This is a genomic window from Streptosporangium sp. 'caverna', assembly GCF_003203775.1.
Taxonomy (GTDB): domain Bacteria; phylum Actinomycetota; class Actinomycetes; order Streptosporangiales; family Streptosporangiaceae; genus Streptosporangium; species Streptosporangium subroseum.
In genome coordinates this window covers 5,404,972-5,429,266 of sequence record NZ_CP029711.1, presented here as the reverse complement: position 1 = coordinate 5,429,266, position 24,295 = coordinate 5,404,972, and the positions used below count along the sequence as shown (strand labels likewise).

Genomic DNA, 24,295 nt, shown 5'->3' with positions numbered 1-24,295 from the left:
CCACCGGACCCGCAGAAACGGCGACCTCAGCAGAGATCAGATCGCTCTCCCGGGTACGGTCCCGGCCGCGATCCTTACGCCATGTCCCAGAGCAGGCGGTAGTAGGCGATGCGCTCCGGGTCGGGGGCGATCCCGTACGCGTCGTACAGGACGCCGTCGTAGCCGGGGCCGTAGTTCCACTCCGTGCTCCAGGCCGCGACCGCGAGGTCGGCCCATCGGTCGGCCACCCCGAGTGAGCCGAGGTCGACGTGCGCGGCGAACGTGCCGTCGTCGTGCAGCAGGGTGTTGGGGACGCAGGCGTCCCCGTGACAGACGACGAGACGGTCGATCGCGGGCGGCTCGCCGATGCGCGCCCGGGCCTGCGTGAGTTCGAGGCGCCGGTGCTCGGGGAACCAGTCGGCGGGTCCTTCACCGTCGGCGAGGCGCTCGTCGGCGCGTGCGAGCCGTCGATCGACGCTCCAGTCGAAGGGGCACTCGTCCACCGGCAGGGCGTCGTGGAACAGGCGCAGCCCCCGGCCGACCGCGGCCGCCGCGGTCGCCGGGTCGGCGACCCACCGAGGGTCGACCGCCGAGCGGCCGGGGACCGCCGCCGTGACCAGCCACGCGGCGGCGGCGTCCGTACCGTGCTCGATGACTCGTGGGACGTTCACCCACCGCCGCGCCCAGTCCAGGCGCTCCGCCTCGTCGGGAAGGTTGATCTCCGGGGTGCCGGCGGCGATCCACTTGGCGTACCTGATGCCGCCGCGCCCGTCCTCGAGGCGGAACGTCAGGCCGCCGAGCTCGTTGTGCCAGACCGGGGTGATGACATCCCCACCGGCGAGGGTCGCGACGATGTCGGGGACGGCCACGGGGCCGGTCGGGATCTCGGAGATGGCGGGGCGGCTCATGGAGACATGATCCTCCCAGGGGAGTGGCGCCGGCGCGAATGGTTTTAGCGGAGATCCCCTCACCCTCGGCTCGCTCCGCGAATCCTTACGCGTTCTGCGAGAAGGCCGAGATCAGCGCCAGTAGTCACGTTCCGGCAGACGCAGCCAGACGTCGGGCGGGCCGGTGACGGCGCGGGCGTCGGTCAGCCGCAGGCCCGCGTAGGCACAGGAGTAGGCCACCGCGTCGCCCTGGTAGAGGTAGGAGAAGAAGACCTCCAGGGGTTCGTCGTCCTCCCACGGCTCTCCGCCCGGGTGAAGGTCCCAGCCGACGATCTCGCCGTCGCGGAGGATGCTGCCCTGGCTGCCGCTCATCGGGTTGTCGAACAGGCCGTAGCAGACGGTGCCCGCGGACAGGCGCTTGGTGACACCGGGCGTCTGCGGTATGTACCCCCATGGCTGGGTGACGACGCAGCCGCCGGGCACGTCGGTGACACCTATGAAGGCCCTGCTCTCCTCGTCGAAGGGGTCGATCTCGTCGAGGAACTTCCCGGGATCGACGGCCTCGACCGTGGCCTCCAGCCGCCGCGCCGCCTCGGCCGCGCTGATCCCGGCCACGCACGCCAGCCCCAGGCCGGTGCACTCCACATCGCCCAGCGCCGCGGTCAGCCGCTTGGCCTCCGCCACTGCGGAGGCCTCGTCATCCGTCAGGCCGTCCACTTCGGCGGGACGGTGGAACAGGTCGGGTTCCGGACCGGCCAGGCTGAGGCGTCCGGGCGACCAGCCGCTCATCATGGGCCTCCACGGGTCGGCTCCGGCGGCGACCAGGGCGCGGGCGTTGTCGTGGCGGCGCTCGTACACGGCGACCCAGAGCGCGGTACGGCCCTCGTCTTCGGCGTCGACATCCTCCACGTGCCTGGCCAGCTCCGCGATCTCCTCGGGCGAGCCGCTCTCGGCCACGTCGTGTAACGACGTTTCTGCGTCATACATGCCCTTAACTCCCTCAAAAAGGTGACACGAAGACACAGCATGGCACCGATAGGGCGCCACCAACGAAGATCCACAAGGGTGGACTGAAAGGCAAATTGGCCATATTCACCTTATTTCCGACATATGCCATGGCGGCCCTGGGTGTGACGGGCAATGTGAATGACCTGTCAACCGACTGCGTCCGTCCGCTGCGCCGGGGCCGACTCGGCGCCGTCGGGTGTCATATCGGCTCTCACCTGCCTTTCTTTCCCCGAGCGGGATGAGGCGTTCACGGCTCCCAATTTGAGTGATTTCCGAAATATTTCGGTGTTGCAACATTGGTCTTTTCTCTCATGGAGAGCTTTGCTAACGTTACATTTCGTTATTGAACCGAAAATTTTCGGGGGTCGATCCCGAGGGAGTTCGATGAAGCGTTTTCTGATCGTCGGTGCCACCGTGCTCATGTTGGCGGGTGCGCTGAACGCCGTTCCCGTTCTCGCGAACGACCGGGACCCCACGGTCGCGGGGCAGAGCCTGCGCACGCTCGCCGCCCGCCACAACCTCGCCATCGGCACCGCGGTAGACATGGACGTCCTGAACGACACGGCCGATCCGCAGTACCGTGCGATCGCCGCGTCGCAGTTCTCCACCGTCACCGCTGAGAACGTCATGAAGTGGGAGGAGCTCGAACCCACCCGGGGCGTGTACAACTGGGGTCCGGCCGACGAGTTGATCAACTTCGCCCGTAAGAACAAGCAGCAGGTCCGCGGTCACGTGCTGGTCTGGCAGAACCAGTTGCCGACCTGGCTCACCCAGGGCGTCACCGACGGGACGATCAACGACACGCAACTCCGTACGATCCTGCGCAACCACATCACCGCCGTCGTCAAGCACTTCAAGGGCAAGATCTGGCAGTGGGACGTCGTCAACGAGGCGGTCAGCGACCCGTGGGACAGCCCGTCGTCGATCCACCTGAAGGGCTTCTGGGCGCAGCACCTCGGCCCCGGCTACATCGCCGACGCCTTCCGCTGGGCCCGCGCCGCAGACCCGGACGCCCTGTTGTTCTACAACGACTACAACATCGAGGCGTTCGGCGACCGCGGCCCCTCAGACAAGACCTGGTACACGTACAACATGGCCAAGCAACTGCGTGCGAGCGGCGTCCCCATCGACGGCGTGGGCAGCCAGGGGCACCTCGGCACCCAGTACGGCAACTACGACGCCTTCCAGGTGCTCGAAGTGCTCGACGCCTTCTCTGACCTCGGGCTCGCCACGGCGTTCACCGAGGTGGACGTGCGCAGCCTGATGACCGACGGCGTGCGTGCGGGCGACTCCAACGAGATCAACCCCCGCCTCCAGGCGTCGGCCGAAAACTACAGCGTGCTCCTGCAGGCATGCCTGGCCAACCGGCGCTGCCTGTCCTACACCGTCTGGGGATTCACCGACAAGCACTCCTGGGTGCCCGGCTGGTTCTCCAACCCCCCGGAGGGCATGGCCACCCTGTACGACGAGTCCTACCAGCCCAAGCGCGCCTATAACGCGGTAAAGGCCGACCTGGCCTTCTCCGGGCCGCCCTACGTCCTGCCGAGGGTCACGCAGAAGCCCCGACGATGAGCGACGCCGGGGCATCCGCCGACGCGGATGCCCCGGTGCCACTCGGTGGCATGAGTACACCAGGCCAGGCACCACCGTTTTCGGGTTGGTTGGCGGGGATGGAGGATGGGCATGAGACCTTGCCGCCCGACCTGCGGTGCTGCCTGTCCCGGGGTGCGGGAAAACCCCTCGCGGCAATCGTGATCAACCCCCTACAGTGCGCGCCATGACAAATCCTCCCTCGCTGGGAACGGGCACCAAGCTGGACTTCCACGGGCCGCTGTCCGCCGAACGCGCCGACAGGCTGACGGCCGACCTCGCCGCGGCCAAACCGTCGACCGTGCTCGATCTGGGCTGCGGGTGGGGCCGATTGCTGCTCCGCGTCCTGGAGGCCGTACCGGAAGCCCACGGCACGGGCGTCGACATCCACGGGCCCGACATGGTGCGCGGGCGAGCCGATGCCGCGGCTCGCGGCCTGTCCGACCGTGTCACCTTTGTCGAAGGCCGGGCCGAAGAGCACCTCAGTGCAGCAGACCTGGTGCTGAACGTCGGCGCCTGGCATGCCTTCGGCGCCGTCCCGAGCACTCTGCAGACCCTGCGCGCCCTGCGGCCCCTGGTCAACCCGGGCGGCCGCCTGCTGTTCGCCGCCGAGTTCTGGGAACGCACTCCCACCGCTGACGAACTGGCCGGGATGTGGCCGGACACCTCCGTGGACAGCTGCACCGACCTGGCCGGCCTCGTGGACCAGGCCACGACCGCCGGATTCCGGCCGCTGCGCATCGAGACCGCGAGCCAGGGCGAGTGGGAGGAGTTCGAGTCGGGTTACGCCGCCGACGTGGAGGAATGGCTCGCCGCCAACCCCGACCACCCCGGAGCCGAGGCGACCCGCGCCAAGGTGGACCAGCACCGCTCCTACTGGCTACGCGGCTACCGCAGCGTGTGGGGCTTCGCCTACCTCACTCTGGGCTGATCCACCGTCGGCGGCTCACCGTCGGCGGCGACTGCGGGGTGGACCTGTCGTCGATCGCCGCCGCCCGCAGAGACGCTCACGAGAGTGTCTCAACCGATCTGCTATCCGCGCAGATCAGGAGTTCTCTCAGGGTTAATCTGATCTTCGACGTCGCTGCCGGGAAGACCTTCTTCGTGCGTCATGGTGAGCGACGGCTGTCGGGCACCCGGGCCTGGGAAGACGGATCAGTGGATGGGAATCTCGCCCTTGACGTGGCATTCGGTAATGGTGATCGCGAGCAGAGGTAGCATCCGCCCCGGGATGGAGCCTGATGGGGTTGCACCGACGCGTGTGGCGCCCATGGCCACGTAGAACGGCTCGGCGTTCGGATCTGCGTCGATGGTGAGACGCGCGAAGCCGAGGCTTGCTGCTGCAGCGGTGGCATGCTCGAACAGGCGTCGGCCGACACCCTGGCCGATGGCATCCGGTTCGACGAAGAGCCCGTCCAAGGCTCCTTCCGGCGGGTTTCCCTCCAACGTGGCGAAACCCAGGATGCGACCGTCATGTTCAGCCACTGTGGTTCGCAGCTTCTCAACCTCCGATGCCGGAATGGTCAGCTCGTCTCGGCAGGCTGCCATGAACGCCTCGTCGTAGCCCCAGTAAGCCTTGGAGCGAATCGCCAGCTCGCTCAGGAGCTCGGCTTCGTCCGCCCGCGCTGCCCTGATCAGCATGATCACCTTCCGTCGTCCGTGACACTGCCATCAGTTGATCTTCGCATGGCTCCGTCGTTCAAGCGCGCCGCGTCTGGCTGGGCGGGGCAGAACTCTCGTCACGCACGTCGACCGGTAGACGCCGGTCGTCACCGATCTCATAGAAGGAGGCAAGCACGTCACTTGGCACCTTGCCGATGGCGGCAAACGGACTTGGGCCGTCTTTGGATTTCGACGAGGGGTCCAGCCCGTCGGCAGGCGGCCGGCCAGTCGCCGAGTATGGCGAAGGGTGTCGATGATCCGTCTGTGACGACAGATCTCGACACCCTCCTGCTGCCTGGGGGCCCGGCCTCCACTACGTGAGCGTCTGAGACTCACGGCGGTCCCCGTGAGCCGGTGCCCCATGGAAGACACTTGGCCTGACCTGTGGAGATATTGCCATTTGTGGCTGGTGACGTATTTCTTAACGGCTGCTGTCAGTGAGCCGGGGTCAGCTCAGGGTCCATTTCTGGCTGGCGTTGGTGTTGCAGGTCCACAGGTGCACCGGGGTGCTGTCGGCAGGGTTGGCGCCCTGCACGTCGAGGCACTTGCCGGAGTTCGGGTTGAGCAGGGTGCCGTTGGACTGGGGGGTCCAGTTCTGCGCGCCGGAGCCGTTGCAGGTCCACAGCTGGACCTTCGTCCCGTCGGCCGTGCCCGCGCCCGAGACGTCCAGGCACTTGCCCAGGGCGCGGAGGGTCTGGCCGTTGCGGGCCCAGGTCTGGCTGCTCGTGGAGTTGCAGCCGTAGATCTGGATCTGGGTGCCGTCCGCGGTCGCGCCGGCGCGTACGTCCAGGCACTTGCCCCCGAGGCCGACCACGGTGCCCGCGGCCGAGGCCGATCTGCCGAAGGTGAAGTCGTCGACGTCGAACAGGCCCGCGCCGGTGCCCGTGAACGTCAGGTAGACGTTCGCGTTACCGGCCGGCACGTTGGACAGGGGCGTCGAGACGTCGGCGAAGGTCGTCCAGCTTCCGGTGTTGGGCACCGCCACCGAGCCGAGGATCGGACCGGTGGCCGATCCCGTGCGGACCTGGATCGTGCCGCCGGGACCGCCGGAGACCACCCGCGCCTTGAACGTGGTCGCACCGGCCAGGGAGATCCCGTTGTAGGAGGCCCAGTCGCCGGGATCGATGCTGCCGAGGGTCTGCCCGTTGTTGGCCCCCGCCTTGGTGAACGGCGCCACTCCGCTCTGGGACGAGTACGACTCCGCCTGCACCGTCGGCGTCGCGGTGCCCAGCTCCTTGATCCGGACGTTGCGGAACGACACGTCGTCCCCGGTGCCGTGGTTCTGGAGGCCGATGTGCCCGGCCAGGCCGCGGGCCGGGTCGGTGTTGACGAAGTCGTTGATCTTCACTCCGTTGAGGAAGACCTGGAGCCGCTCGCCTTCGACGAGGATCTCGTAGGCGTTCCACTCCCCGGGCGGGTTCAGGGCCGCGTCCCTGGCGGCGAGGTCGGCGCTCTTGAAGGTGTAGACCGCGCCGGTGGTGCGGTCCGCCGCGTCGGTGGGGTCGATCTGGATCTCGTACCCGTTGTTCACGGCCGACCACGGGTCGGTCGAGGGCGGGAAGCCGACGAAGACGCCGGAGTTGTCGTCGCCGATCATCTTCCAGTCGAGTTTCAGCGAATACGAGGCGTACTGCTTCGCGCTGTACCAGAGGAGGCCGAGGCCGCCCGTCGACGTCAGCGTGGCGTCGGTGTTGGTGAAGCTGCCCGGCCCGGCCTGCGACCAGCCGGCGGTGGACCCGTTGTAGAGAGAGGTGTAGCCGGCCTCCGGCCGGCAGTCGGCCTTGACGCGGCCTGCGGCGTACCGGATGCCGCCGAGCAGGTGGGCGCGGAAGACCGAATCGGTGTAGGAGGCCGCGGTGTGGCCGCCGCCGGTGTAGAACGAGCGGCCGCCCTCGAAGGTCTTGCACCAGACGTGCGGATGGTCGGCGCCCATGGTTCCCCCCGAGTACGACGACTCGTCGAGGGTCGCGAGCACGCGGGCCGTGGAGCGTGGGTTGGACTGGTAGTTGTACCACTCGTCGGTCCGGGTCCAGGTCTGCGGCAGCGTGGCGGTGGCCGCGTGCCCGCGGTTCTCCACCTTGACGTTGGCCTGCTGGATGGCGGGGTGGGAGGAGAAGTAGGCGCCGACGAGCTGGCCGTAGAAGGGCCAGCCGTACTCGGTGTCGGCGGCGGCGTGCACACCGACAAAACCGCCGCCCGCGCGGATGTAGCTCTCGAACGCGGTCTGCTGGGCGGCGTTGAGCACGTCGCCGGTGGTGCTGAGGAAGACCACCGCCTCGTACTGGGCGAGGTTCGCGGTGGTGAAGGCGGCGGCGTCCTCGGTCGCGGTGACCGTGAAGGAGCCGGTCGTGCCCAGGTCGCGGATCGCCTGGATGCCGGCCGGGATGGCGTCGTGCCGGAAGCCCGCCGTCTTGGAGAAGACGAGTACGTCGTAGGGGGTGTCGGCCGCGACGGCCGCGACCGCCGGACCCGTGGGAACGGTGCACGCGAGCACGACCGCGGCGGCCGCGCCGAGGGCTGTACGGAGAATCCTGTTCATGATCGTCTCCCTGTCGGGGGAGCGGGGGCGCCTCTCCGGGCGCCCCCGCCGGGGACCTAGGTCAGGGTCCACTTCTGGTTGGCTCCGGAGTTGCAGGTCCACAACGCCACGGGCGTGCTGTCGGCCGGATTGGCCCCGCTGACGTCCAGGCACTTGCCCGAGGCCGGGTTCAGCAGCGTTCCGTTGGCCTGCGGCACCCAGTTCTGCGCGCCGGTGCCGTTGCAGGTCCACAGCTGGACCTTCGCGCCGTCGGTCGTGGCCCCGCCCGAGACGTCCAGGCACTTGTTCAGAGCGCGCAGTGCGCCGCCGTCGCGGCTCCAGGTCTGGGCCCCGGAGTTGTTGCAGGTGTAGATCTGCACCTGCGTGCCGTCCGCGGGGTTGGCGGCGCGGACGTCCAGGCACTTGCCGGACAGGCCCACGACCGGACCACCGGTGACGAAGGTGAACGCGTCGAGGTCGAAGAGGGCTCCGCTCGCCGCACCGGCGAAGGTGAGGTAGAGCGTGGTGGTTCCGGCGGGAGCGCCGGTGATGGTCCCCGTCACCTGGGTGAAGGTCTCCCACCCGCCGGTCACCGGCACCGTCGCCGAGCCCAGGACGGTGCCGGTCGCCGAGCCCGCCCGGATCTGCAGCGTGCCGCCCACCCCGCCCGAGGACACGCGGGCGGAGAACGACCTCACATTGTTGATCTTGTAGGGGTCGAAGGAGATCCAGTCCCCGTTGTTGATGTCGCCGACCGTCCTGCCGCCCTCGGCGAGGGGCTTGGTGATGAGGGCGACGCCGGAGGAGGTCTTGAAGTGCTCCGCCTGCCGGTGCCGGGGCTGGAGGATGACCTGCTTGTGGGTGATCAGGCCGGCGCTGTCGGCGTACTCGGCGTCGAAGACGGCGAAGATGTTCGCGGCCTCGTCGTGCTCACCGTCCACGGGAACGCTGATCGCCCCGGAACATCCGTTCTGGGAGGTGATCTGGTGCCCGTGGCTGTCGTGCCCGAGCACGTAGGTCATCTTGGCGCGGGCGCAGTTGACCGTACCGTCCTCGGGGTCGGACGCCGAGATCTGGAAGGACACCACGTCGCCGTAGGAGAACAGCTGACCGTTGCCGGGGTTGTTGATGGTGACGGTCGGCGCGGTGTTGCCCACGCCCACCATCACGTTCGCGCTGCCCGTCGCCCCCTTGGAGTCGCGCACCGTCAGGGTCGCGGTGTAGGTGCTGTTCGTGGCGTAGGTGTGCGACGGGTTGGCCGCGGTCGAGGTGCCGCCGTCCCCGAAGGCCCACGCGTAGGTGATCGCGTCACCGTCGGGATCGGACGAGCCGGCCGAGGAGAACGCCACCGTGAGGGGAGCCTGGCCGGAGGTCGGGGTGCCGGTCGCGTTCGCGATGGGAGCACGGTTGCCGCCCGCGACGTAGTCGAACCGGTAGAGCGCGGAGTTCGCGTCACCGTTGAAGTACCCGGTGCCGTAGTCCAGGACGTACAGGGAACCGTCGGGGCCGAAGGCCGAGTCCATGACCTGCTTGCCCACCCACGGGAAGGCGGAGATCTCGCCGGGGCCGCCGCCGGCGGTGATCTGGATCGGCTTGATCCAGCCGCGGCCGAACTCGGAGGCGAAGAACTGCCCGTCGAGGCTCTGCGGGAACTTGGTGGCCGAGGTGTTCGCGGCGTTGTAGCGGTAGACCTGGCCCGCCATCGGCGATTCGGAGCCTCCGCCGAACTCCGGCGGGGTGCCCGCGTCGCCTCCGTAGCGGATCCACGAGGGCTTGGCCGGGGGAAGCGTGCCCAGGCCGGTGTTGCGGAAGGAGTTGTTGACCGGTCCGCCCGCGCAGTTGTACTTGGCGCCGCTGGCGCCCGTGGCGAAGTTCCACTCGTTGTACGTTTCCGCGGAGGTGTTGGTGCCGGTGCAGTACGGCCAGCCGTAGTTGCCCGGCGCGGTGATCCGGTTGAACTCCACCTGGCCGCTCGGGCCGCGGGTGGCGCTGGACGAACCCGCGTCCGGCCCGTAGTCGCCGACGTAGACGGCACCCGTGGTCTTGTCCACGCTCATCCGGTACGGGTTCCGGAAACCCATCGCGTAGATCTCCGGACGGGTACCCGCGGTGCCGGGCGCGAAGAGGTTGCCCGACGGGCTGGTGTACGTGCCGTTGGCGTTCACCTTGATCCGCAGGATCTTGCCGCGCAGGTCGTTGGTGTTGGCCGCGGTCCGCTGGGCGTCGTAGGCGGGGTTCTGGTCGGCCCGCTCGTCGATCGGAGAGTATCCGCTGGAGGAGAACGGGTTGCTGTCGTCTCCGGTGGACAGGTAGAGGTTCCCCGCGGCGTCGAAGTCGATGTCACCGCCGACGTGACAGCAGATACCCCGGTCGGCGGGAACGTCGAGCACGTTCACCTGACTCGCCATGTTCACCGTGTAGTTGGCGTTGAGGGTGAACCGGGACAGCCGGTTGACTCCCTTCCACGCGGTCCAGTCGGTGCCCGTGGCGGGAGCGTCACCCGAGGGCGTCGACAGGGGAGGGGCGTAGTAGAGGTAGATCTGCCGGTTCGTGGCGAAGCCGGGATCGACGCCGACGCCCTGCAGGCCCTCTTCGTCATGGGAGTAGACCGGGATGGTGGCGACGACGGAGGTGCTGCCGGCCGCGTCGGTGCGCCGCAGCACGCCGTCGCGCGCGGTGTGCAGCACGGACCGGTCAGGCAGCACCGCCAGCGAGATCGGCTCGCCGGTCTCCGCGACGCCCTTGGCTAGCGTGACCTGCTGGTAGTCGGCCTGGTTGATGGGTTGGGCCTGAGCGGGACCTGCCGGGCCCGCGATCACGGCGAGTGAGGTGGTCGCGAGTATGAGGGCGACACCCGCCGCTCTCCGCCGGAGGGCGGAGCCGAGGGGATCCAAGACTGACATCGGGGAGATGTCCTTTCCTGACGGTGCGCCAGGCGGAAGCACGGAGTGCGCGGCCGCTCGGCTGGGGGGTGGGTTGTCAGGTGGTCGTGCAGCTGAGCTCCACCGGGCCTGCGGTACGGCAGGCCGGTGGTGATAGGCGCAGGGTGCCTTTCGAGCTACCGGACGCTTGCGCCGAACGCGTCGATGAGTCTGCCGTGTCCCATCGGCGTACTACTGCCGTGAGCTGAGGTGGACGCCACGGTGCCATGGGGATCGATCACCGTCAAGACATAAATCCCCCCTCTTTTGAAGATAGTCGACGTAACATCTTTAATCGGCTACGAAACTTTTGTTCAACGGCAACATAAGTGGTTCTGAGGTCCCGGGAGCGTGAAGAGCATCGGCCCGGAGCCGGCCGATTCGATCTCGCCCTGGCCGTACGAGATCATCGGGTGGTTCCCCGGCGCCGGCCTGGGACGACGTCGACGTCCGCGCGGGCGAGTCGCGCCGCCCGCTCGGGCGGGAGGCGTCGGCCGCCGGCCTCCTGGCCGCGGCTGATCCCCTTGACCCGCGCGGCGGTCACCGGTCGAAAGCAGTGTGGCGCGGCGGCCATGGGCCGCCGCGCCACAGGTGTGGTGTTTCGGGCGTTCAGGTGTTCGGGATTCGGGTTCGGGTCAGCTCGCGCTGCAGGAGACCGTCGGCCAGGTCGTGCTGCCGTTGGTCTGGATGGTCACGCCGAAGTTGTTGCCATTGCCGTTGGGCCTGGCGGTCAGCACCTGGGCGCTGGGGTAGCCGGCGCTGATGTTCCAGGTGGCGATGATCTTCTCGGGGGAGGGGACGTTCATCGTCACGGTCCAGTTGCTGGAGCCGCTGACCGAGACGTTGAGGTTGTACCGGTCGCTCCACTGCTGACCCGCGGACAGCGACGCGGTGCAGCCACCGCCGCCACCGCCGCCGCCGCCACCTCCTCCGCCACCGGAGGTGCCGCCCACCGTTATGTTGGAATTCCCGCTGCTCTGATATCCCTCTGTTGCGAGAATCATGTAATCGTGATTGCCCAGGCTCATTCCATTGCGGGCCCAGGCGTCAAAGTGGTTTCCGGAGGTTATGGTTCCGCCCGTTTTCTTTGACTGCCGGACGCTCCAGTACTGATTGAAGGTTCTGATGCCGTCGATGGAGGGGGCGTTGGTCCGCGTCGTCTGGTAGATGTCGTACGTGCCGCCATCGCTGGTGACCGTGCCCTTGTACGTTCCCGTGGGCCGATAAGTGCCCCAGTTGTCGACGATGTAGTATTCCACCAGCGGGTTTCTCGTCCACCCATAGAGGGTCAGATATGCATTTCCGGACGGATTGAAGCTGCCCGAGTAGCTGACGGCCCTACGCCCGCCGGTGCTCCAGCCCTTACCGGCGACGAAATTCCCGGTGTTGCTCCATGAGGTGCTGTAATTACCGCCTGAGCCCAGTTCCATGGAGACCGACCCAGGGCTGTCTGTCCAGAACGAATAGAAGTAGCCATTGTTCGTGCCGGTCTGATTGGAGGTTATGGCCGCATGGGCGGGGCCGGGCAGTATCACCAGGGCCACGGCCAGGGCCACGGCGCAGGCGCGGCTGATGAACAGCCTGCTGCGGCCGCGTCTGCGGCTCTTCAGGCGGGCGGGGGCATCGTTCATGTGCGTGCTTCCTCCTCGTGAAGACCGGCCGGGAGGCCGGGCAGCGCGATACGACTCGCGGGGCTGTCGGTGGCCAGGGTGAGGGCCGCCGCGCGTCGGCGTCGTACAACGCGGCGGAGGTTGGCCGTCGTCGTGTGGTCGACGACCGGAGGACCAGGCTGCGGTGGGTGACCCGGATCGACAGTGGCTGAGGTCTGTCGATGGCGACAGTGTTCGTCCGGCCTGACGAGTTGTCAACGATTCCCGAAAGATCCCGAAGGTCTTAGAAAGGTATTCGGCCTGGTCGCCGGCCATTCCTGGCCGATCGCCTGCGGGGTCGGTCGATGAAAGTTTCGTACTTATTCCGAAACATGCTGTGCGGGGTGTGATGTCCACGCCGGCCGCCTCGGGAACGTCATCGCGTGCTTCTCGCGGAACGCTTCATGCCCCGGCTCCGCGTCCGTGAGATGGGGGCCGCCTCCAGGGATATCTCCGCGGACGCGCCGGCTGTCTGGCAGGGCTCGTCGCCGCGAAGAGATGGCCGGATGGGTCGCACTCGGGAGCCATGGTGCAGGTATTCGACAGGGGTCATGGCTCTCGGCTCTCATAACGGTCGATGAAACCGGAAAGCGCTTACTTTCATGCGTTCGAGCAGGGTGAGCATGGCAGTTAGTTTGTATGATTGACAAACTTATTAGGCCTACTTATGTTACGGGCACTGATCGACCGCTGCCGCTCCGGCTCGCGGGACCGCCGTCGCCAGGGCGCACCGCCGCCCTGGCGCAGTTGACTCGTCGACCCGGAAAAACCCTCCCCACCGAACTCTGAGGATGAGAAACAATGGATTCACGCTCGACACGCACCGACCGTCGGGGACGGTCCAGGGCCCGGTTGATGGGCATCTCCGCTACCGGAATCCTGGTCGCCGCGACCGCGCTGATGGTGGTGGCGTGGCCGTCGCAGGCGGCCACCGTCCCGGTCGCGGGTGGCGTCTACACGCTGGCCTCGGGTTCCAGTGGCAAGTGTGTGGATGTGGCCGGTGCCTCGTCCGCCGATGGCGCCCTGCTGGTGCAGGTGGCGTGCAACGCCGCCGCCACCGACCAGCAGTGGAAGGCCGTCGCCCGAGGTGGTGCGTTCAACGTTGTTAACGCAAACAGCGGCCGGTGCGTCGACGTGCCGAGCTCCTCCACCGCCTCCGGCACCCAGCTTCAGCAGTGGGGCTGCGGCGACGGGACCAAGCCGCCGCAGCAGTGGACGTTCGAGCCCTCCTCGGCAGCCTCCGGCAGGTATCTGGTCAGGAGCGTCGTCTCCGGGCTGTGTCTCAGCAACAGGGACGGTTCGACGGCGGGCAACAATCCGATCGTCGAGGAGACCTGTTCCGACGTCGCCCGCATGCAGTGGGCCTTCAATCAGGTCTCCGGGCCGACGACCCCTCCCACCGGCCGGGTCTGGTCGAACAACGCCGACGGTTTCGCGGCCACGAGCGGCATGGGCGACACCACGACGACCGGCGGTGCGGCCGGAACCACGGTCACCGTCTCGACGTACGCCGACCTGGTCAGGTACGCGACCGCCGCCACGCCCTACGTGATCAAGGTCAACGGCGCCATCACCGTCACGCCGTACGGCACCGAGATCAAGGTGGCCTCGAACAAGACGATCGTCGGCGTGGGGACCAGGGGCCACATCGTCAACGGCGGCTTTTTCCTCGGAAGCGGCGTGCACAACGTGATCATCCGCAACCTGACCATCCGTGACACCCGGATGACCAGTGACGATCCCGACGACAAGGACTTCGACTACGACGGCATCCAGATGGACACCGCCCACCACATCTGGATCGACCACAACACCATCACCCGCATGAACGACGGCCTGATCGACAGCCGCCTGGACACCACCTACCTGACCGTGTCCTGGAACGTCCTGTCGGAGAACAACAAGGCGTTCGGCATCGGCTGGACCACCAATGTGACGTCGCGCATGACGATCCACCACAACTGGATCCACGACAACAACCAGCGCAATCCCAGCACCGACAATGTGGCGTACGCCCACCTGTACAACAACTACCTGCAGAACATCGCCTCGTACGGCAACTACGCCCGCGGCGCGACCAAGATGGTGCTGGAGAACAGCTACTTCGACAACGTCAAGGACCCGTACTACCGGGACGCCGCCGCCCAACTCCGCCAGAGCGGCAGCATCGTCGTCAACTCGACCGGTCAGCAGGGGACCGGCGGGTCGGCGTTCACGCCCAGCTCGTTCTACTCCTACACGCTCGACCCCGCCTCGCAGGTCCCCTCGCTGCTGCGCACCTACGCGGGACCGCAGGCCAACATCGGCGTGTGACCGACGCCTCGGGCCGGCCGGAGAGGAGCGTTCGGCCGGCCCGAGTGCCGCCACCTCGGACGTCCGCGCGGGAACGCGACGGTTCCGCGATCCACCAGAACTCGACTTTCCCACCCCCCGGGAACTTCCCCACCCCCAGGAAAGGACGCGTCATGCGCCAGGGACCACCCATTTCGCCACACGTACCGAGGATCAGGCCCGTCGGTGTGATCGCGGTTGTCCTCACGGTTCTCGCCGGTGTCGTCACCCTCACGGCCGGGCCCGGCCTGGCCGCCGCCGCCCCGGTCGCCGGCGGCGTTTATACGCTGGCCTCGGGTTCCAGTGGCAAGTGTGTGGATGTGGCCGGTGCCTCGTCCGCCGATGGCGCCCTGCTGGTGCAGGTGGCGTGCAACGCCGCCGCCACCGACCAGCAGTGGAAGGCCACCGCTCAGGGGAGCGCGTTCACCCTGGCCAACGTCGGCAGCGGCCGGTGTGTCGACGTGCCGGGCTCTTCCACCGTCTCCGGCACCCAGCTTCAGCAGTGGGGATGTGGCGACGGGACCAAGCCGCCGCAGCAGTGGACGTTCGCGCCCTCCTCGGCCGCGTCCGGCAAGTATCTGGTCAGAAGCGTCGTCTCCGGGCTGTGCGTCGCCAACAGGGACGGTTCGACGGCGGGTAACAACCCGATCGTCGAGGAGACCTGTTCCGACGTCGCCCGCATGCAGTGGACCTTCAACCAGCTCTCCGGGCCGACGACCCCACCTCCCACGGGGACCCCGACGGTGGCGTCCGACGGCACCGGCCGGTATCGGACCGTGCAGGCCGCGATCGACGCGGTGCCGTCCGGCAACGGCAGCCGGGTCGTCATCACGATCAAGCCGGGCATCTACCGGGAGATCGTCAACGTCAACAAGCCCTACGTCACGCTGCAGGGCCTCGGCGCCGCGCCGTCGAACACGCTCATCGTGAACAACCGGTCGGCGTACACCAGCGGCACGTCGGGCAGTTACACCGCGCTGATCTCCGCCCGCGATGTCACTGCCACCAACCTGACCATCTCCAACGACCTCGACGAGAACTCCATCCCCAGCGGCCAGCAGGCCGTCGCGCTCCGGCTGGACAGCGACCGCACCACCCTGACGAGCGTCCGCGTGCTGGGCGACCAGGACACCCTGCTCGTCAACGACTCGGCCCGCGCGTACGTCAAGAACTCCTACGTCGAAGGCACGGTCGACTTCATCTTCGGCGGGGGCACCATCGTCTTCCACAGCTGTGACATCTACGAGAAGCGCAGCACCGGCGGCCCCATCACCGCGGGCAGCACCGACGCGGGCAAGTTGTACGGCTTCCTGTTCTACAAGTCCCGCATCACCGGCGCGACGAACAACACCACGTCGCTGGGACGGCCGTGGTACCCCGACGCGCAGGTTCTGTACCGGGAGTCGACGCTGAGCGCGACGATCGCGACCGCGCAGCCGTGGACGAACATGTCCAGCAACTCGTGGCAGAACGCCCGCTTCCTCGAATACCGGAACACCGGTGCCGGCGCGACCGTCAACTCCAACCGGCCGCAGCTCAGCGACTCCCAGGCCGCGAACTACACACCGCAGAAATACCTGGCCGGCTCCGACGGCTGGAACCCCGCCGGCTGACCCCGGCCCACGGTCCGGCACCCCACCGAACACCCCCTCAGAAAGCGATTCACGATGGTTTCGCACTTCACAGTCACCGTCCGCCGATTAGTCGGCATCCCCACCGCCTGGGACTTCCGCAACGGCAGCCTGACCAAGCGCTGGACGTTCGACTCCAACGTCTCCGGCTCCCAGTACGCCGGCCAGGGCAACCACCAGCTGTCCATCGCCGACGGCAAGGACGAGATCGTCTTCGGCGCGATGGCGATCAACGACAACGGCGCGCCGCTGTGGAACACCCGTCTCGGCCACGGCGACGCGATGCACGTCGGCGACCTCATCCCGAGCCGTGCGGGCCTGGAGGAATTCAAGACCGATGAGGACACGAGCAAGCCGGCGGCGTGGATGGCCGACGCCAGGACCGGCCAGATCATCTGGCAGAACGCCTCCTGCGGCTGCGACAACGGCCGCGGCGTCTCCGACGACGTCTACGCAGGCAGCCCCGGCGCCGAATCCTGGTCCTCGGCCGTCGACGGCCTGCTGGACACCGGCGGACAGAACATCGGCCGCAAGCCCGGCTCCAGCAACTTCCTCATCTGGTGGGACGGCGACCCCGTCCGCGAACTGCTCGACGGCACCCACATCGACAAGTACGGCACGGGCGGCGACACCCGCCTGCTCACCGCCGCCGACGTGCACTCCAACAACACCACCAAGTCGACGCCCTCGCTGTCGGCCGACCTGTTCGGCGACTGGCGCGAGGAGGTCATCTGGCCGACCACGAACAACACCGCGCTGCGCGTCTACTCGACCCCGAACCTCACCGACCGCCGCATCACGACCCTGATGCACAACGTGATGTACCGCGAGGCGATCGCCGGGCAGAACACCGCCTACAACCAGCCTCCGCATCCGAGCGTCTTCATCGGAAACGGAATGTGACCGCCTGCGACCAGCCGCATCCGAGCCGCTCCGCCGGCCACGGGAGGTGACACCCGAGGATCGGGTCCCAGGAGCGAGACCGGGGCCCGATCCACCGTCGGTTTCAGTAGGCCTTCACCTCCAGCAGCCCGACCGAGGCCGTGCCACTCTGCATCAGGACTCGCAGGCGGGTCGTGGTGACGGGGGAGAAGGTGACACGGTTGTACTGGTCGAGCGCCCTGGGGTAGCCGCTCGCGCCGGGCACGTCGACGTAGGCGCTCCCGTTCCACGACTGGAGTTTCCAGGAGGCGGGCACGCGCACGCCGTCGTTGTCGTCGAAGAGGTACACGTCGGCCGAGCTGAGCGTCCTCGCCGTGGGCCAGGTCAGCTGGGCCCACTGCTCACCGGTGTTGGGCCAGGTGCCCCAGCGCGGGTTGACGGCGTCGTTCGACCGGGGCGGGTCGATGCCGTCGTTGATCGCGGCGACGCTCTCCCAGGCAGAGGTGAAGGACGCCGACGCGGTGGCGGCGGTGGCCTGGTTGACCTGCGGGGGTGTGCCTGTGCCGACGTTGAGCCGGAAGGTCTTCGAGACGGGCGCGCTCAGCCTGTCGTAGTCGCGCAACTCCACGGTGAGGGAGTAGGAGCCGGCCGGTGCGGTGACCTGGCCGCTGATCTCGCCGGTGAAGCGGTCGAGGCTGAGCCCGGCGGGCAGGGCGCCCCCGGTGACCCGCCAGTCGTAGAAGGGCACGCCGCCCCTGGCGGCGAGCGTCTGCCGGTAGGCCTGCCCCGGCGTCGCCTGCGGCAGGCTCGCGGTGGTGATCGAGGGTTTGAGGAACGGGGTGAGGTTGCGGTTGAGCTTCCAGCCCGCGTTCTCGGCGATCAGCAGGGACAGCTTGGTCGGCATCCACCTGCGGGTGGGGAACAGGTGCGTCCAGCCGCCGCTCTGCCCGCTGAGCCGGTCCCAGTAGGGCTGAGTGCCCGGGATGTGGTAACTGGTGTCCAGCGGCACGGTCCGGCCCTGATACTCGATGACCTCCGCGTCGTTCGCGCCCGAGGCGCTGACGTAGTTACGCATGCCGGCCCAGTCGCTGTGGTAGGCGACGGCGTGGCCGTACTCGTGCATGACCAGGCCGTAGACGTCGAGCACGGAGCCCTGGATCTCGGTCCTGTACCAGTCCTCGTCGGCCAGCGAGGTGAAGAGCTGCTTGCCCGCCTCGTCGTACTCGAAGATCATCGCGGTGGAGCGGTGCAGCGGTCCGGGGAGCTGCTGGCCGTTCCTGGTGCTGTACCTGCCGTTGGCGGCGGGGTAGCCGGTGGAGTAGGGGCTCTGAATGCCCCGGAAGTAGACCCACATGCCGTTGTACGCCTGGTCGTTGGTGACGTTGACGTTGCCGGCCCAGTCGTTGCCCGGCAGGTGGTTGGTCTCGGCGCCGGCGGCGACGGTGTCGAACGGCTGGGTGTCGAAGAAGCGGTACCAGTCCTTGACGGCCTCCTCGGCGGCGGTGCGGAAGGCCGGGGCGTTGAAGTAACCGGTGATCGTGTCGTAGCGGTAGTCGAACTTGATGGGGATGCCGGGTTCGGTGGCGGTCTTCTGGTCCTGCTGGACCCTGATCGGCAGGCTCTGCTGGTAGGTGGTGTTGCTCGCGTCCCTGCTGGTGAGCCTCAGCGTGTACAGCTCGTCGGCGCCGGGGGCGCGCTTGGAGTGGATCGCCAGCCGGAAGATCTTCTGTTCGGAGGCGTTGGCGAACGTGAGGGTTTTTGCAGCGCCGGTGGCGGTGAGCTGGCTGGGCAGGTCCATCATCAGCCGGGAGGTGCCCTCGGCCTTGAGGTTGACCGTCACCGGGTAGGTCACGCCCTGCGGGGGCCTGACGGTCAGTTCGACGTAGGGGTTGGCGATGTAGCCCTCCCAGTCGACGAGCTTGACGCCGTAGTCGTTGACGGTCCTGCCGAAGATGTCGACGACCTGCACGGTGGGCGCGGCCTGAGCGGCCGGGGTGTGGGTCGGGAACGGAACGGCGAGCGCGGCGAGGGCGGTCGCGACCAGCGGTCTCTTCATTCCTTGCGCCTTTCTCGATGGAGGGGGACGGCCCCTCGCCTCAGGCCGCGAGGGGCGTGCCAGGACGGCACGCCCCTCGCGTGGAGCGGGGTCAGGTCCCGTAGGCCCTGACTTCGAGCAGGCCGACCGAAGCGGTTCCGTTACCGGTGAGCAGCACCCGCAGCCGGGTGGTGTTGACGCCGGTGAAGGTGACGTTGTTGAACTGGTTCTTCGCCAGCCCGTACGCGCTCGCGCCCGGCACGTCGGCGTAGGCGGTGCCGTTCCAGTACTGCAGCTTCCACGAGGCAGGCATGTCGATGCCGTCCTCGTCGTCGAAGAAGTACACCTCGGCCCTGTTCAGGGTCTGGGCCGAGGACCAGGTGAGGTCGGTCCACTGCTGGCCGGTCTGCGGCCAGCAGCCCCAGCGGGGGTTGGCGGTGTCGTTGGAGGAGGGTGGCTGGATGCCGTCGTTGAGGGCGGCGACGCTCTCCCACGCGGAGGTGAAGGAGGCCGAGGGAGTCGCGGACGTCGCCAGGTTGCCGGAGCCGGTGGGCGGCGGCTGGGTGCCGCCGCGGTTGTAGGCCTTGACCTCGGTGAGGCCGGTCCTGGCTCCGGAGGCGCTGGTGGTCAGCACCCGTATTCGCTGGGCGCTGACGGCGGAGAACTGCACCAGGTTGTAGTTCGCCCGCGGCGCGGCCGGGGTCTTGGCCTGGCTCGGCACGCTCACCCAGGCGCTGCCGTTGTAGTACTGGACGTCGTAGGAGGACGGGGCCCGGTAGGTGGCGTTGGCCGGGCGGCTGTCCTTGAAGTAGAGCCGTACCTCGTTGAGCGTGCGAGTGGCGCCGAGGTTCAGCTCGTACCAGTCCTGGCCGGTGCTGGTGCCTCCCCAGAACGGTTCGTTGGTGGGGAACCCGTCGATGGCGCCCGCGAGGTTGCTGCCGGAGGCGGTGGTGGAGGCGGTGGCCGTGGCCCCGGCCGCGAGGTTGGTCAGGTTCGCGGTCAGGTCGACGCCGGCCTTGGCGAGCATGTCCACCATCCGGGGACTGCTCTGCGCCACCTGGTTCGGGGCCTGCAGACCGGAGACGGCGGTGTTGTAGGTGACGGTGCCGCCGGTGGTGACGGCGCCGGTGGCCGGGTCCCAGGTGAAGGGCACCAGCGTGCTGACGGTGGCGGCGCGGGCGCCGTTGATGTAGATCGAGTAGCCCTCGGGCACGCCGGGGTAACGGACGATCCCGTCGGCCGGGTCGTCCCAGACGATGGTCAGGTCGGCGTTGCGGTAGCGCAGGTTGTTGATGGTGAAGTGGGTCCAGCCGATGTTGATCGGCGACAGCTCCACCTTGGCGTCGTTACGCGGCCGGAGCCCGGCGACGTCCTCGATGACGGTCCAGTTGCTGCTGCCCAGGATGTTGTGGTGGATCCAGGAGCGGTAGTTGACCGAGGAACCGTTCCAGTCGGCCCAGAACTCGTTGGCGTCGGGCCAGGCGGTGTTGCCGCCGACGTACTGCGCCCAGGTGTTCCAGTACAGCAGCTTCTTGTAGTCGTTCGCGCTCATCCAGGAGTTGGGATAGTTGCGCAGCACCGAGGAGTACAGCCGGAACTGCACGGTGGAGTTGATGGTGGAGAAGTTGTTCGAGCCCGGGTTGCCCGCCGCCGCCGCGGCGGCCTTGTCCACCTGGTTGGCCGTGTAGAAGGGGAAGATCGGGTATTCGGCGGGGTTGTCGAACAGGCGCAGGGCCTGCTTGTAGGTGGTGGTGTTGGGTATGGCGCCGACCGCGAACGGATAGTAGTTGTTGATTTCCTTCCAGGGCACCCACTCGTTGGTCGACTTCAGCCGGTGCTCGAAGAGCTGCCGGTTGGGGTTCCACAGCACGTTGACGATGGCGTTCTGGATCTGCGTGGCGAGCGTGCGCATCTCGGTGGCCTTGGCCGTGTTGCCGATCGCCTCGTACGCCTGGGCGGCGGCGAGCGCGCCGCTGTACTGGTAGGCCGACTCGGCGCGGTCCATGTTTCCGGGCTTCCAGTGGAAGGAGACGGCGTCGGCGTCGTTGCCGGTCAGCGCGCCCCAGTCGTACTCGATGAGCTTGTTGTTGTCGTGGTCGTAGTAGGCGAGCTGGCCCTTGACGTCCTGCTCGGCGTAACGGGCGAGGTTGGCCGCGATGCCGGGCTGGCCGCCGTGGATCTGGTAGCTCTTCCAGGCCGCCTCGGCGATGTACTGCGTGTAGCTGTTGGACCAGTTCTCCGGGTCGCCTGGGTTGTCCAGGAAGCGACCGTTCTTGGACGTCTGGCCGACGCTGAGCCAGTCACCGTAGGAGTAGACCGGGTTGCGCAGGTATTTGAGGTCGTCGATGTGCATGGGCTGGGTCAGCGCGATGGCGTTGTTGTAGCCCAGCACGCCCTCCGTCGAGGTGGGGAACTGGAACGTCTGCCCGGGGATGTCGGCGTCGAGGTTGTTGAAGCGCATCAGCCACCAGCGGTAGTAGATGTTCTTCTTGATCGCCGGTTCGGCGACATCGATGTAGGGCACGTTCTGCGCCCACCACAGGTTGTAGGCGCGCACGTGGGTCGCGAACGCGGTCGCGCCGGAGTAGCCCGCGTAGGCGTTGTACTCGGTGAGCGACGCGGGGATCTCGTTGGTGACGAAACCCATCACCACCTTGGCGGTCACGGTCGCCCCGGCCGCGATGGTGACGGACCTGTTGAGCCCGCCGCTGGAGGCGGCGAAGCCGTCACCGGTGAGCCGCGGGTAGATGGTGGTGAGGTTGTTGTAGGCGTTGACCTGTCCGGTCAGCTCGCTGCCCGAACCGGAGGTGGCGTAGGGCGAGGTCGCCCGCAGTTGCAGGGTGGTGGAGCCGCTGCCGCCGTTGGTGATCGACAGGTTCGTCACGGCGACGTTGTTGTCGGTGATGAACTTCGTCTGGGTCACCGTGACCGAGCCGCTGGTGTGCACGCTCTTCCAGTGGCTGGGCACCTGCCGCCGCTGGCTCACCTGCTCGGTGAACGTGCCGGGGGTGACGGCGATGGTGTAGGCGTTGTTGTTGTTGATGCTCTCCCAGTAGGCCACCTGGCCGCCGAAGCCGAGCACCGCGGGGTTGTGGGTCTTCATGAAGACCGCGCGCCCCCTGCTCATCAGCCAGGTTCCGGCCGGGTCGTTGCCGGTACGGGCCAGCAGGCGGTCCATCCAGAAGTCGGTGCCGGAGCTCTCGGCGTTGTAGATGGACTGCATCATGTTGCCAGGGGTGTACGAGACCGGCGGGGCCGGGATCGCCGGGCCGCTGAACGTGGGGAATCCGATGGTCTGCGCGGCGTTCGCGGGGATGCCCAGGATGAGCGTGCCGACGGTGAGAAGCGCCGCGGTCAGGATGGCGGTCAGTCGCCGCCAGGCGGGTACGGGAATCGACATGGTGTCACAGTCCCTCGGGGGGTCGGGGGGTGGACCGGGTGCGACAGGCGGATACCGGAGACGAGGCCGGTGGCCCGCGGGCCACCGGCGGTGGGGGAGGAGCGGCTAGAGCGCCATCCACTCCAGGACGCCGGTGGAGTAGCCCGTCCTGGAGGTGATGTTCATGCGCAGCCGGGTGGTGGAGACCGGGGTGAAGGTGGTGATGTTGTAGGTGTTCGCGCCGACGCCGCAGCCCGACTGGCCGGGCACGTTCACGTAGGCGCTGCCGTTCCAGTACTGCACCTGACAGGACGCGGGCAGGTCGATGCCCTGGTTGTCATCGAACCAGTAGGTCGCCACCTTGCTGATCGAGCGTGCGGTGGGCCACTGGTATTCGATCCACTCGGTGCCCTGGTGGTTCCAGTTGCCGTAGGCGCCGTGGCTGTGGTCGGCGGAGTTCGTCGGGACGTAGCCGTCCTTGATCGCGCCGAGTGTCTCCCACGCGGAGACGTACGACGTCGAGGCGGTGGCGGCGAGGGCCTGGTTGGTGCCGGTGGGGGGCTGGCCGCCGCCCCCGCCGCCGCCGATCGGGCCCGTGGTCTGCACGACCTTCTGCATGGTGCCGTCGGCGTTCCAGTAGAGCTTGTCCAGGGTGACCGAGCGGCGGAAGTTGCCGCCGCCGGGGGCCGCGGCGTTGTGGTAGACCATGTACCACTGGCCCTTGAACTCGACGATCGCCGGGTGGTTGGTGGTCGAGGTGACCTGGTCGAGCACGACTCCGCGGTGGGTCCAGGGGCCCATCGGGTTGCTCGCCGTGGCATAGCGGATGCAGGCGTAGCCCGGGGAGGAGCAGCCGGAGTCGTTGGCGGCGTAGGCCAGGTAGTAGGTGCCGTTGCGCTTGAACATCCAGGGGGCCTCCCAGAAGTTGCTCACCCCCTGCGGGGTGATCACGGGGCCGTCCAGGTTGATCATGTCGGGCTTGAGCTTGGCGGCGCGCACGCCGTTGTAGGAACCCCAGTAGATGTAGGCCTGGCCGTCGTCGTCGGTGAACACGGTCGGGTCGATGTTGAGGGGCGAGGAGTTCGGGGTGCTGTCGCTGATCAGCGGTCCGCCCTTGGCGTCGGTGAACGGGCCGAGCGGGGAGTCGCCGACCGCGACGCCGATGTCCATCCAGCCCGCGCCCCTGCCGTTGACCGGCACGTACCAGTAGTACTTGCCGCCTCGCGGTTCGACCTCTCCGGCCCAGGCGTCACCTCCGGCCCAGCTGAAGTTCGAGAGCGACAGCCTGGCCCCTTGATCGGTGAAGGTGGCGGCGTCGGTGGAGGAGAACACGTGCCAGTCACGCATGACGAAGTTCGTGCCGCCGGCGGCGGCCTCGTCATGACCGGTGTGCAGGTACATCGTGTCGCCGACGACCAGCGCGGCGGGGTCGGCGGTGTAGATGGCCGTGGTGATCGGGCTCGCGGCGGGCGCCGGTCCGGCCGAGGTGAGGACGAGTCCGAACGCGGCGACCGTGGCGAGGGCGGCCGTCCATCGTCGTTTCATGGCGTTACTCCTGGGGGGTGGGTGCCTGAACACGGGAAAACGGTGCCGAACACGCAACTACCTGACCTGGCAGCTGCTTCTGTTAGCGCTAACATCCGGGATGACCAGGGGCTTTTCTGAAGCTGTGCGGGGTTCTCGGCTCTGTTTCGGCGAGGTTTCCTGAGTGTTTGCGATAACAGAAACTCTGTCAAGCCCTAATGTTCACACTCGGCTGTCAACGCTGTGAGCTGGGAAAGGTGATTCTCGCTGCTCACTGCCGGTAACCGACAAACTGTTAA

Annotated in this window: 14 protein-coding genes; 5 read left to right on the top strand and 9 right to left on the bottom strand. The window is 67.7% G+C overall.

The features are described 5' to 3' along the window. Positions 1 to 74 precede the first annotated feature (74 nt). Both DKM19_RS24010 and DKM19_RS24005 read right to left on the bottom strand, forming a co-directional pair. Complete coding sequence (locus DKM19_RS24010; protein WP_110698566.1) at positions 75 to 887, bottom strand: aminoglycoside 3'-phosphotransferase; 813 nt, start codon at positions 885 to 887, stop codon at positions 75 to 77. Between the two features lie 111 nt (positions 888 to 998). After that, a complete protein-coding gene (locus DKM19_RS24005; RefSeq protein ID WP_204358979.1) occupies positions 999 to 1,853 on the bottom strand; it encodes an ankyrin repeat domain-containing protein in 855 nt (284 codons plus the stop codon). 405 nt (positions 1,854 to 2,258) lie between these two features. Between DKM19_RS24005 and DKM19_RS24000 the strand changes: the two genes are divergently transcribed. Continuing rightward, positions 2,259 to 3,446, top strand: a complete 1,188-nt coding sequence (locus DKM19_RS24000) for an endo-1,4-beta-xylanase (protein WP_110698564.1) — start codon at positions 2,259 to 2,261, stop codon at positions 3,444 to 3,446. Positions 3,447 to 3,651: 205 nt separating this feature from the next. After that, positions 3,652 to 4,395 carry a cyclopropane-fatty-acyl-phospholipid synthase family protein gene (locus tag DKM19_RS23995; RefSeq protein ID WP_110705930.1) on the top strand — a complete coding sequence of 248 codons (744 nt, stop codon included), beginning with the start codon at positions 3,652 to 3,654 and terminating at the stop codon, positions 4,393 to 4,395. 224 nt (positions 4,396 to 4,619) lie between these two features. Here the strand turns inward: DKM19_RS23995 and DKM19_RS23990 are convergent, their stop codons facing one another. From DKM19_RS23990 to DKM19_RS23975, 4 genes are all read right to left on the bottom strand, one after another. Continuing rightward, entirely contained in the window at positions 4,620 to 5,105 is a 486-nt protein-coding gene (locus tag DKM19_RS23990; protein ID WP_110698563.1) for a GNAT family N-acetyltransferase, read from the bottom strand. 469 nt (positions 5,106 to 5,574) lie between these two features. Then, positions 5,575 to 7,665 (bottom strand): ThuA domain-containing protein, encoded by a 2,091-nt coding sequence (locus DKM19_RS23985; protein WP_110698561.1) that lies wholly within the window; start codon positions 7,663 to 7,665, stop codon positions 5,575 to 5,577. Positions 7,666 to 7,721: 56 nt separating this feature from the next. Then, a complete protein-coding gene (locus DKM19_RS23980) occupies positions 7,722 to 10,547 on the bottom strand; it encodes a PQQ-dependent sugar dehydrogenase (RefSeq protein WP_110698559.1) in 2,826 nt (941 codons plus the stop codon). A 653-nt stretch (positions 10,548 to 11,200) separates the two neighbouring features. Beyond that, entirely contained in the window at positions 11,201 to 12,196 is a 996-nt protein-coding gene (locus DKM19_RS23975; RefSeq protein ID WP_110698557.1) for a glycoside hydrolase family 11 protein, read from the bottom strand. Between the two features lie 873 nt (positions 12,197 to 13,069). Between DKM19_RS23975 and DKM19_RS23970 the strand changes: the two genes are divergently transcribed. The 3 genes from DKM19_RS23970 to DKM19_RS23960 all read left to right on the top strand — a co-directional run bounded on the left by DKM19_RS23970 (position 13,070) and on the right by DKM19_RS23960 (position 17,079). Next, a complete protein-coding gene (locus tag DKM19_RS23970) occupies positions 13,070 to 14,527 on the top strand; it encodes an RICIN domain-containing protein (protein ID WP_204358978.1) in 1,458 nt (485 codons plus the stop codon). Positions 14,528 to 14,733: 206 nt separating this feature from the next. Further along, a complete protein-coding gene (locus DKM19_RS23965) occupies positions 14,734 to 16,158 on the top strand; it encodes a pectinesterase family protein (RefSeq protein WP_204358977.1) in 1,425 nt (474 codons plus the stop codon). A 54-nt stretch (positions 16,159 to 16,212) separates the two neighbouring features. After that, complete coding sequence (locus tag DKM19_RS23960; protein ID WP_239514400.1) at positions 16,213 to 17,079, top strand: glycosyl hydrolase; 867 nt, start codon at positions 16,213 to 16,215, stop codon at positions 17,077 to 17,079. A gap of 103 nt (positions 17,080 to 17,182) precedes the next feature. Here the strand turns inward: DKM19_RS23960 and DKM19_RS23955 are convergent, their stop codons facing one another. From DKM19_RS23955 to DKM19_RS23945, 3 genes are all read right to left on the bottom strand, one after another. After that, entirely contained in the window at positions 17,183 to 19,114 is a 1,932-nt protein-coding gene (locus DKM19_RS23955; protein WP_110698553.1) for an Ig domain-containing protein, read from the bottom strand. A gap of 91 nt (positions 19,115 to 19,205) precedes the next feature. Next, entirely contained in the window at positions 19,206 to 22,493 is a 3,288-nt protein-coding gene (locus DKM19_RS23950) for a discoidin domain-containing protein (protein ID WP_239514399.1), read from the bottom strand. A 105-nt stretch (positions 22,494 to 22,598) separates the two neighbouring features. After that, positions 22,599 to 24,017 (bottom strand): glycoside hydrolase family 43 protein, encoded by a 1,419-nt coding sequence (locus DKM19_RS23945; protein WP_110698551.1) that lies wholly within the window; start codon positions 24,015 to 24,017, stop codon positions 22,599 to 22,601. Positions 24,018 to 24,295 lie beyond the last annotated feature (278 nt).

Excerpts from the sequence above, each read along its gene's own strand:
- DKM19_RS24010 (WP_110698566.1), bottom strand. The coding sequence starts at position 887 with ATGAGCCGCCCCGCCATCTCCGAGATCCCGACCGGCCCCGTGGCCGTC.
- DKM19_RS24005 (WP_204358979.1), bottom strand. The coding sequence starts at position 1,853 with ATGTATGACGCAGAAACGTCGTTACACGACGTGGCCGAGAGCGGCTCG.
- DKM19_RS24000 (WP_110698564.1), top strand. The coding sequence starts at position 2,259 with ATGAAGCGTTTTCTGATCGTCGGTGCCACCGTGCTCATGTTGGCGGGT.
- DKM19_RS23995 (WP_110705930.1), top strand. The coding sequence starts at position 3,652 with ATGACAAATCCTCCCTCGCTGGGAACGGGCACCAAGCTGGACTTCCAC.
- DKM19_RS23990 (WP_110698563.1), bottom strand. The coding sequence starts at position 5,105 with ATGCTGATCAGGGCAGCGCGGGCGGACGAAGCCGAGCTCCTGAGCGAG.
- DKM19_RS23985 (WP_110698561.1), bottom strand. The coding sequence starts at position 7,665 with ATGAACAGGATTCTCCGTACAGCCCTCGGCGCGGCCGCCGCGGTCGTG.
- DKM19_RS23980 (WP_110698559.1), bottom strand. The coding sequence starts at position 10,547 with ATGTCAGTCTTGGATCCCCTCGGCTCCGCCCTCCGGCGGAGAGCGGCG.
- DKM19_RS23975 (WP_110698557.1), bottom strand. The coding sequence starts at position 12,196 with ATGAACGATGCCCCCGCCCGCCTGAAGAGCCGCAGACGCGGCCGCAGC.
- DKM19_RS23970 (WP_204358978.1), top strand. The coding sequence starts at position 13,070 with ATGGGCATCTCCGCTACCGGAATCCTGGTCGCCGCGACCGCGCTGATG.
- DKM19_RS23960 (WP_239514400.1), top strand. The coding sequence starts at position 16,213 with ATGGTTTCGCACTTCACAGTCACCGTCCGCCGATTAGTCGGCATCCCC.
- DKM19_RS23955 (WP_110698553.1), bottom strand. The coding sequence starts at position 19,114 with ATGAAGAGACCGCTGGTCGCGACCGCCCTCGCCGCGCTCGCCGTTCCG.
- DKM19_RS23950 (WP_239514399.1), bottom strand. The coding sequence starts at position 22,493 with ATGTCGATTCCCGTACCCGCCTGGCGGCGACTGACCGCCATCCTGACC.
- DKM19_RS23945 (WP_110698551.1), bottom strand. The coding sequence starts at position 24,017 with ATGAAACGACGATGGACGGCCGCCCTCGCCACGGTCGCCGCGTTCGGA.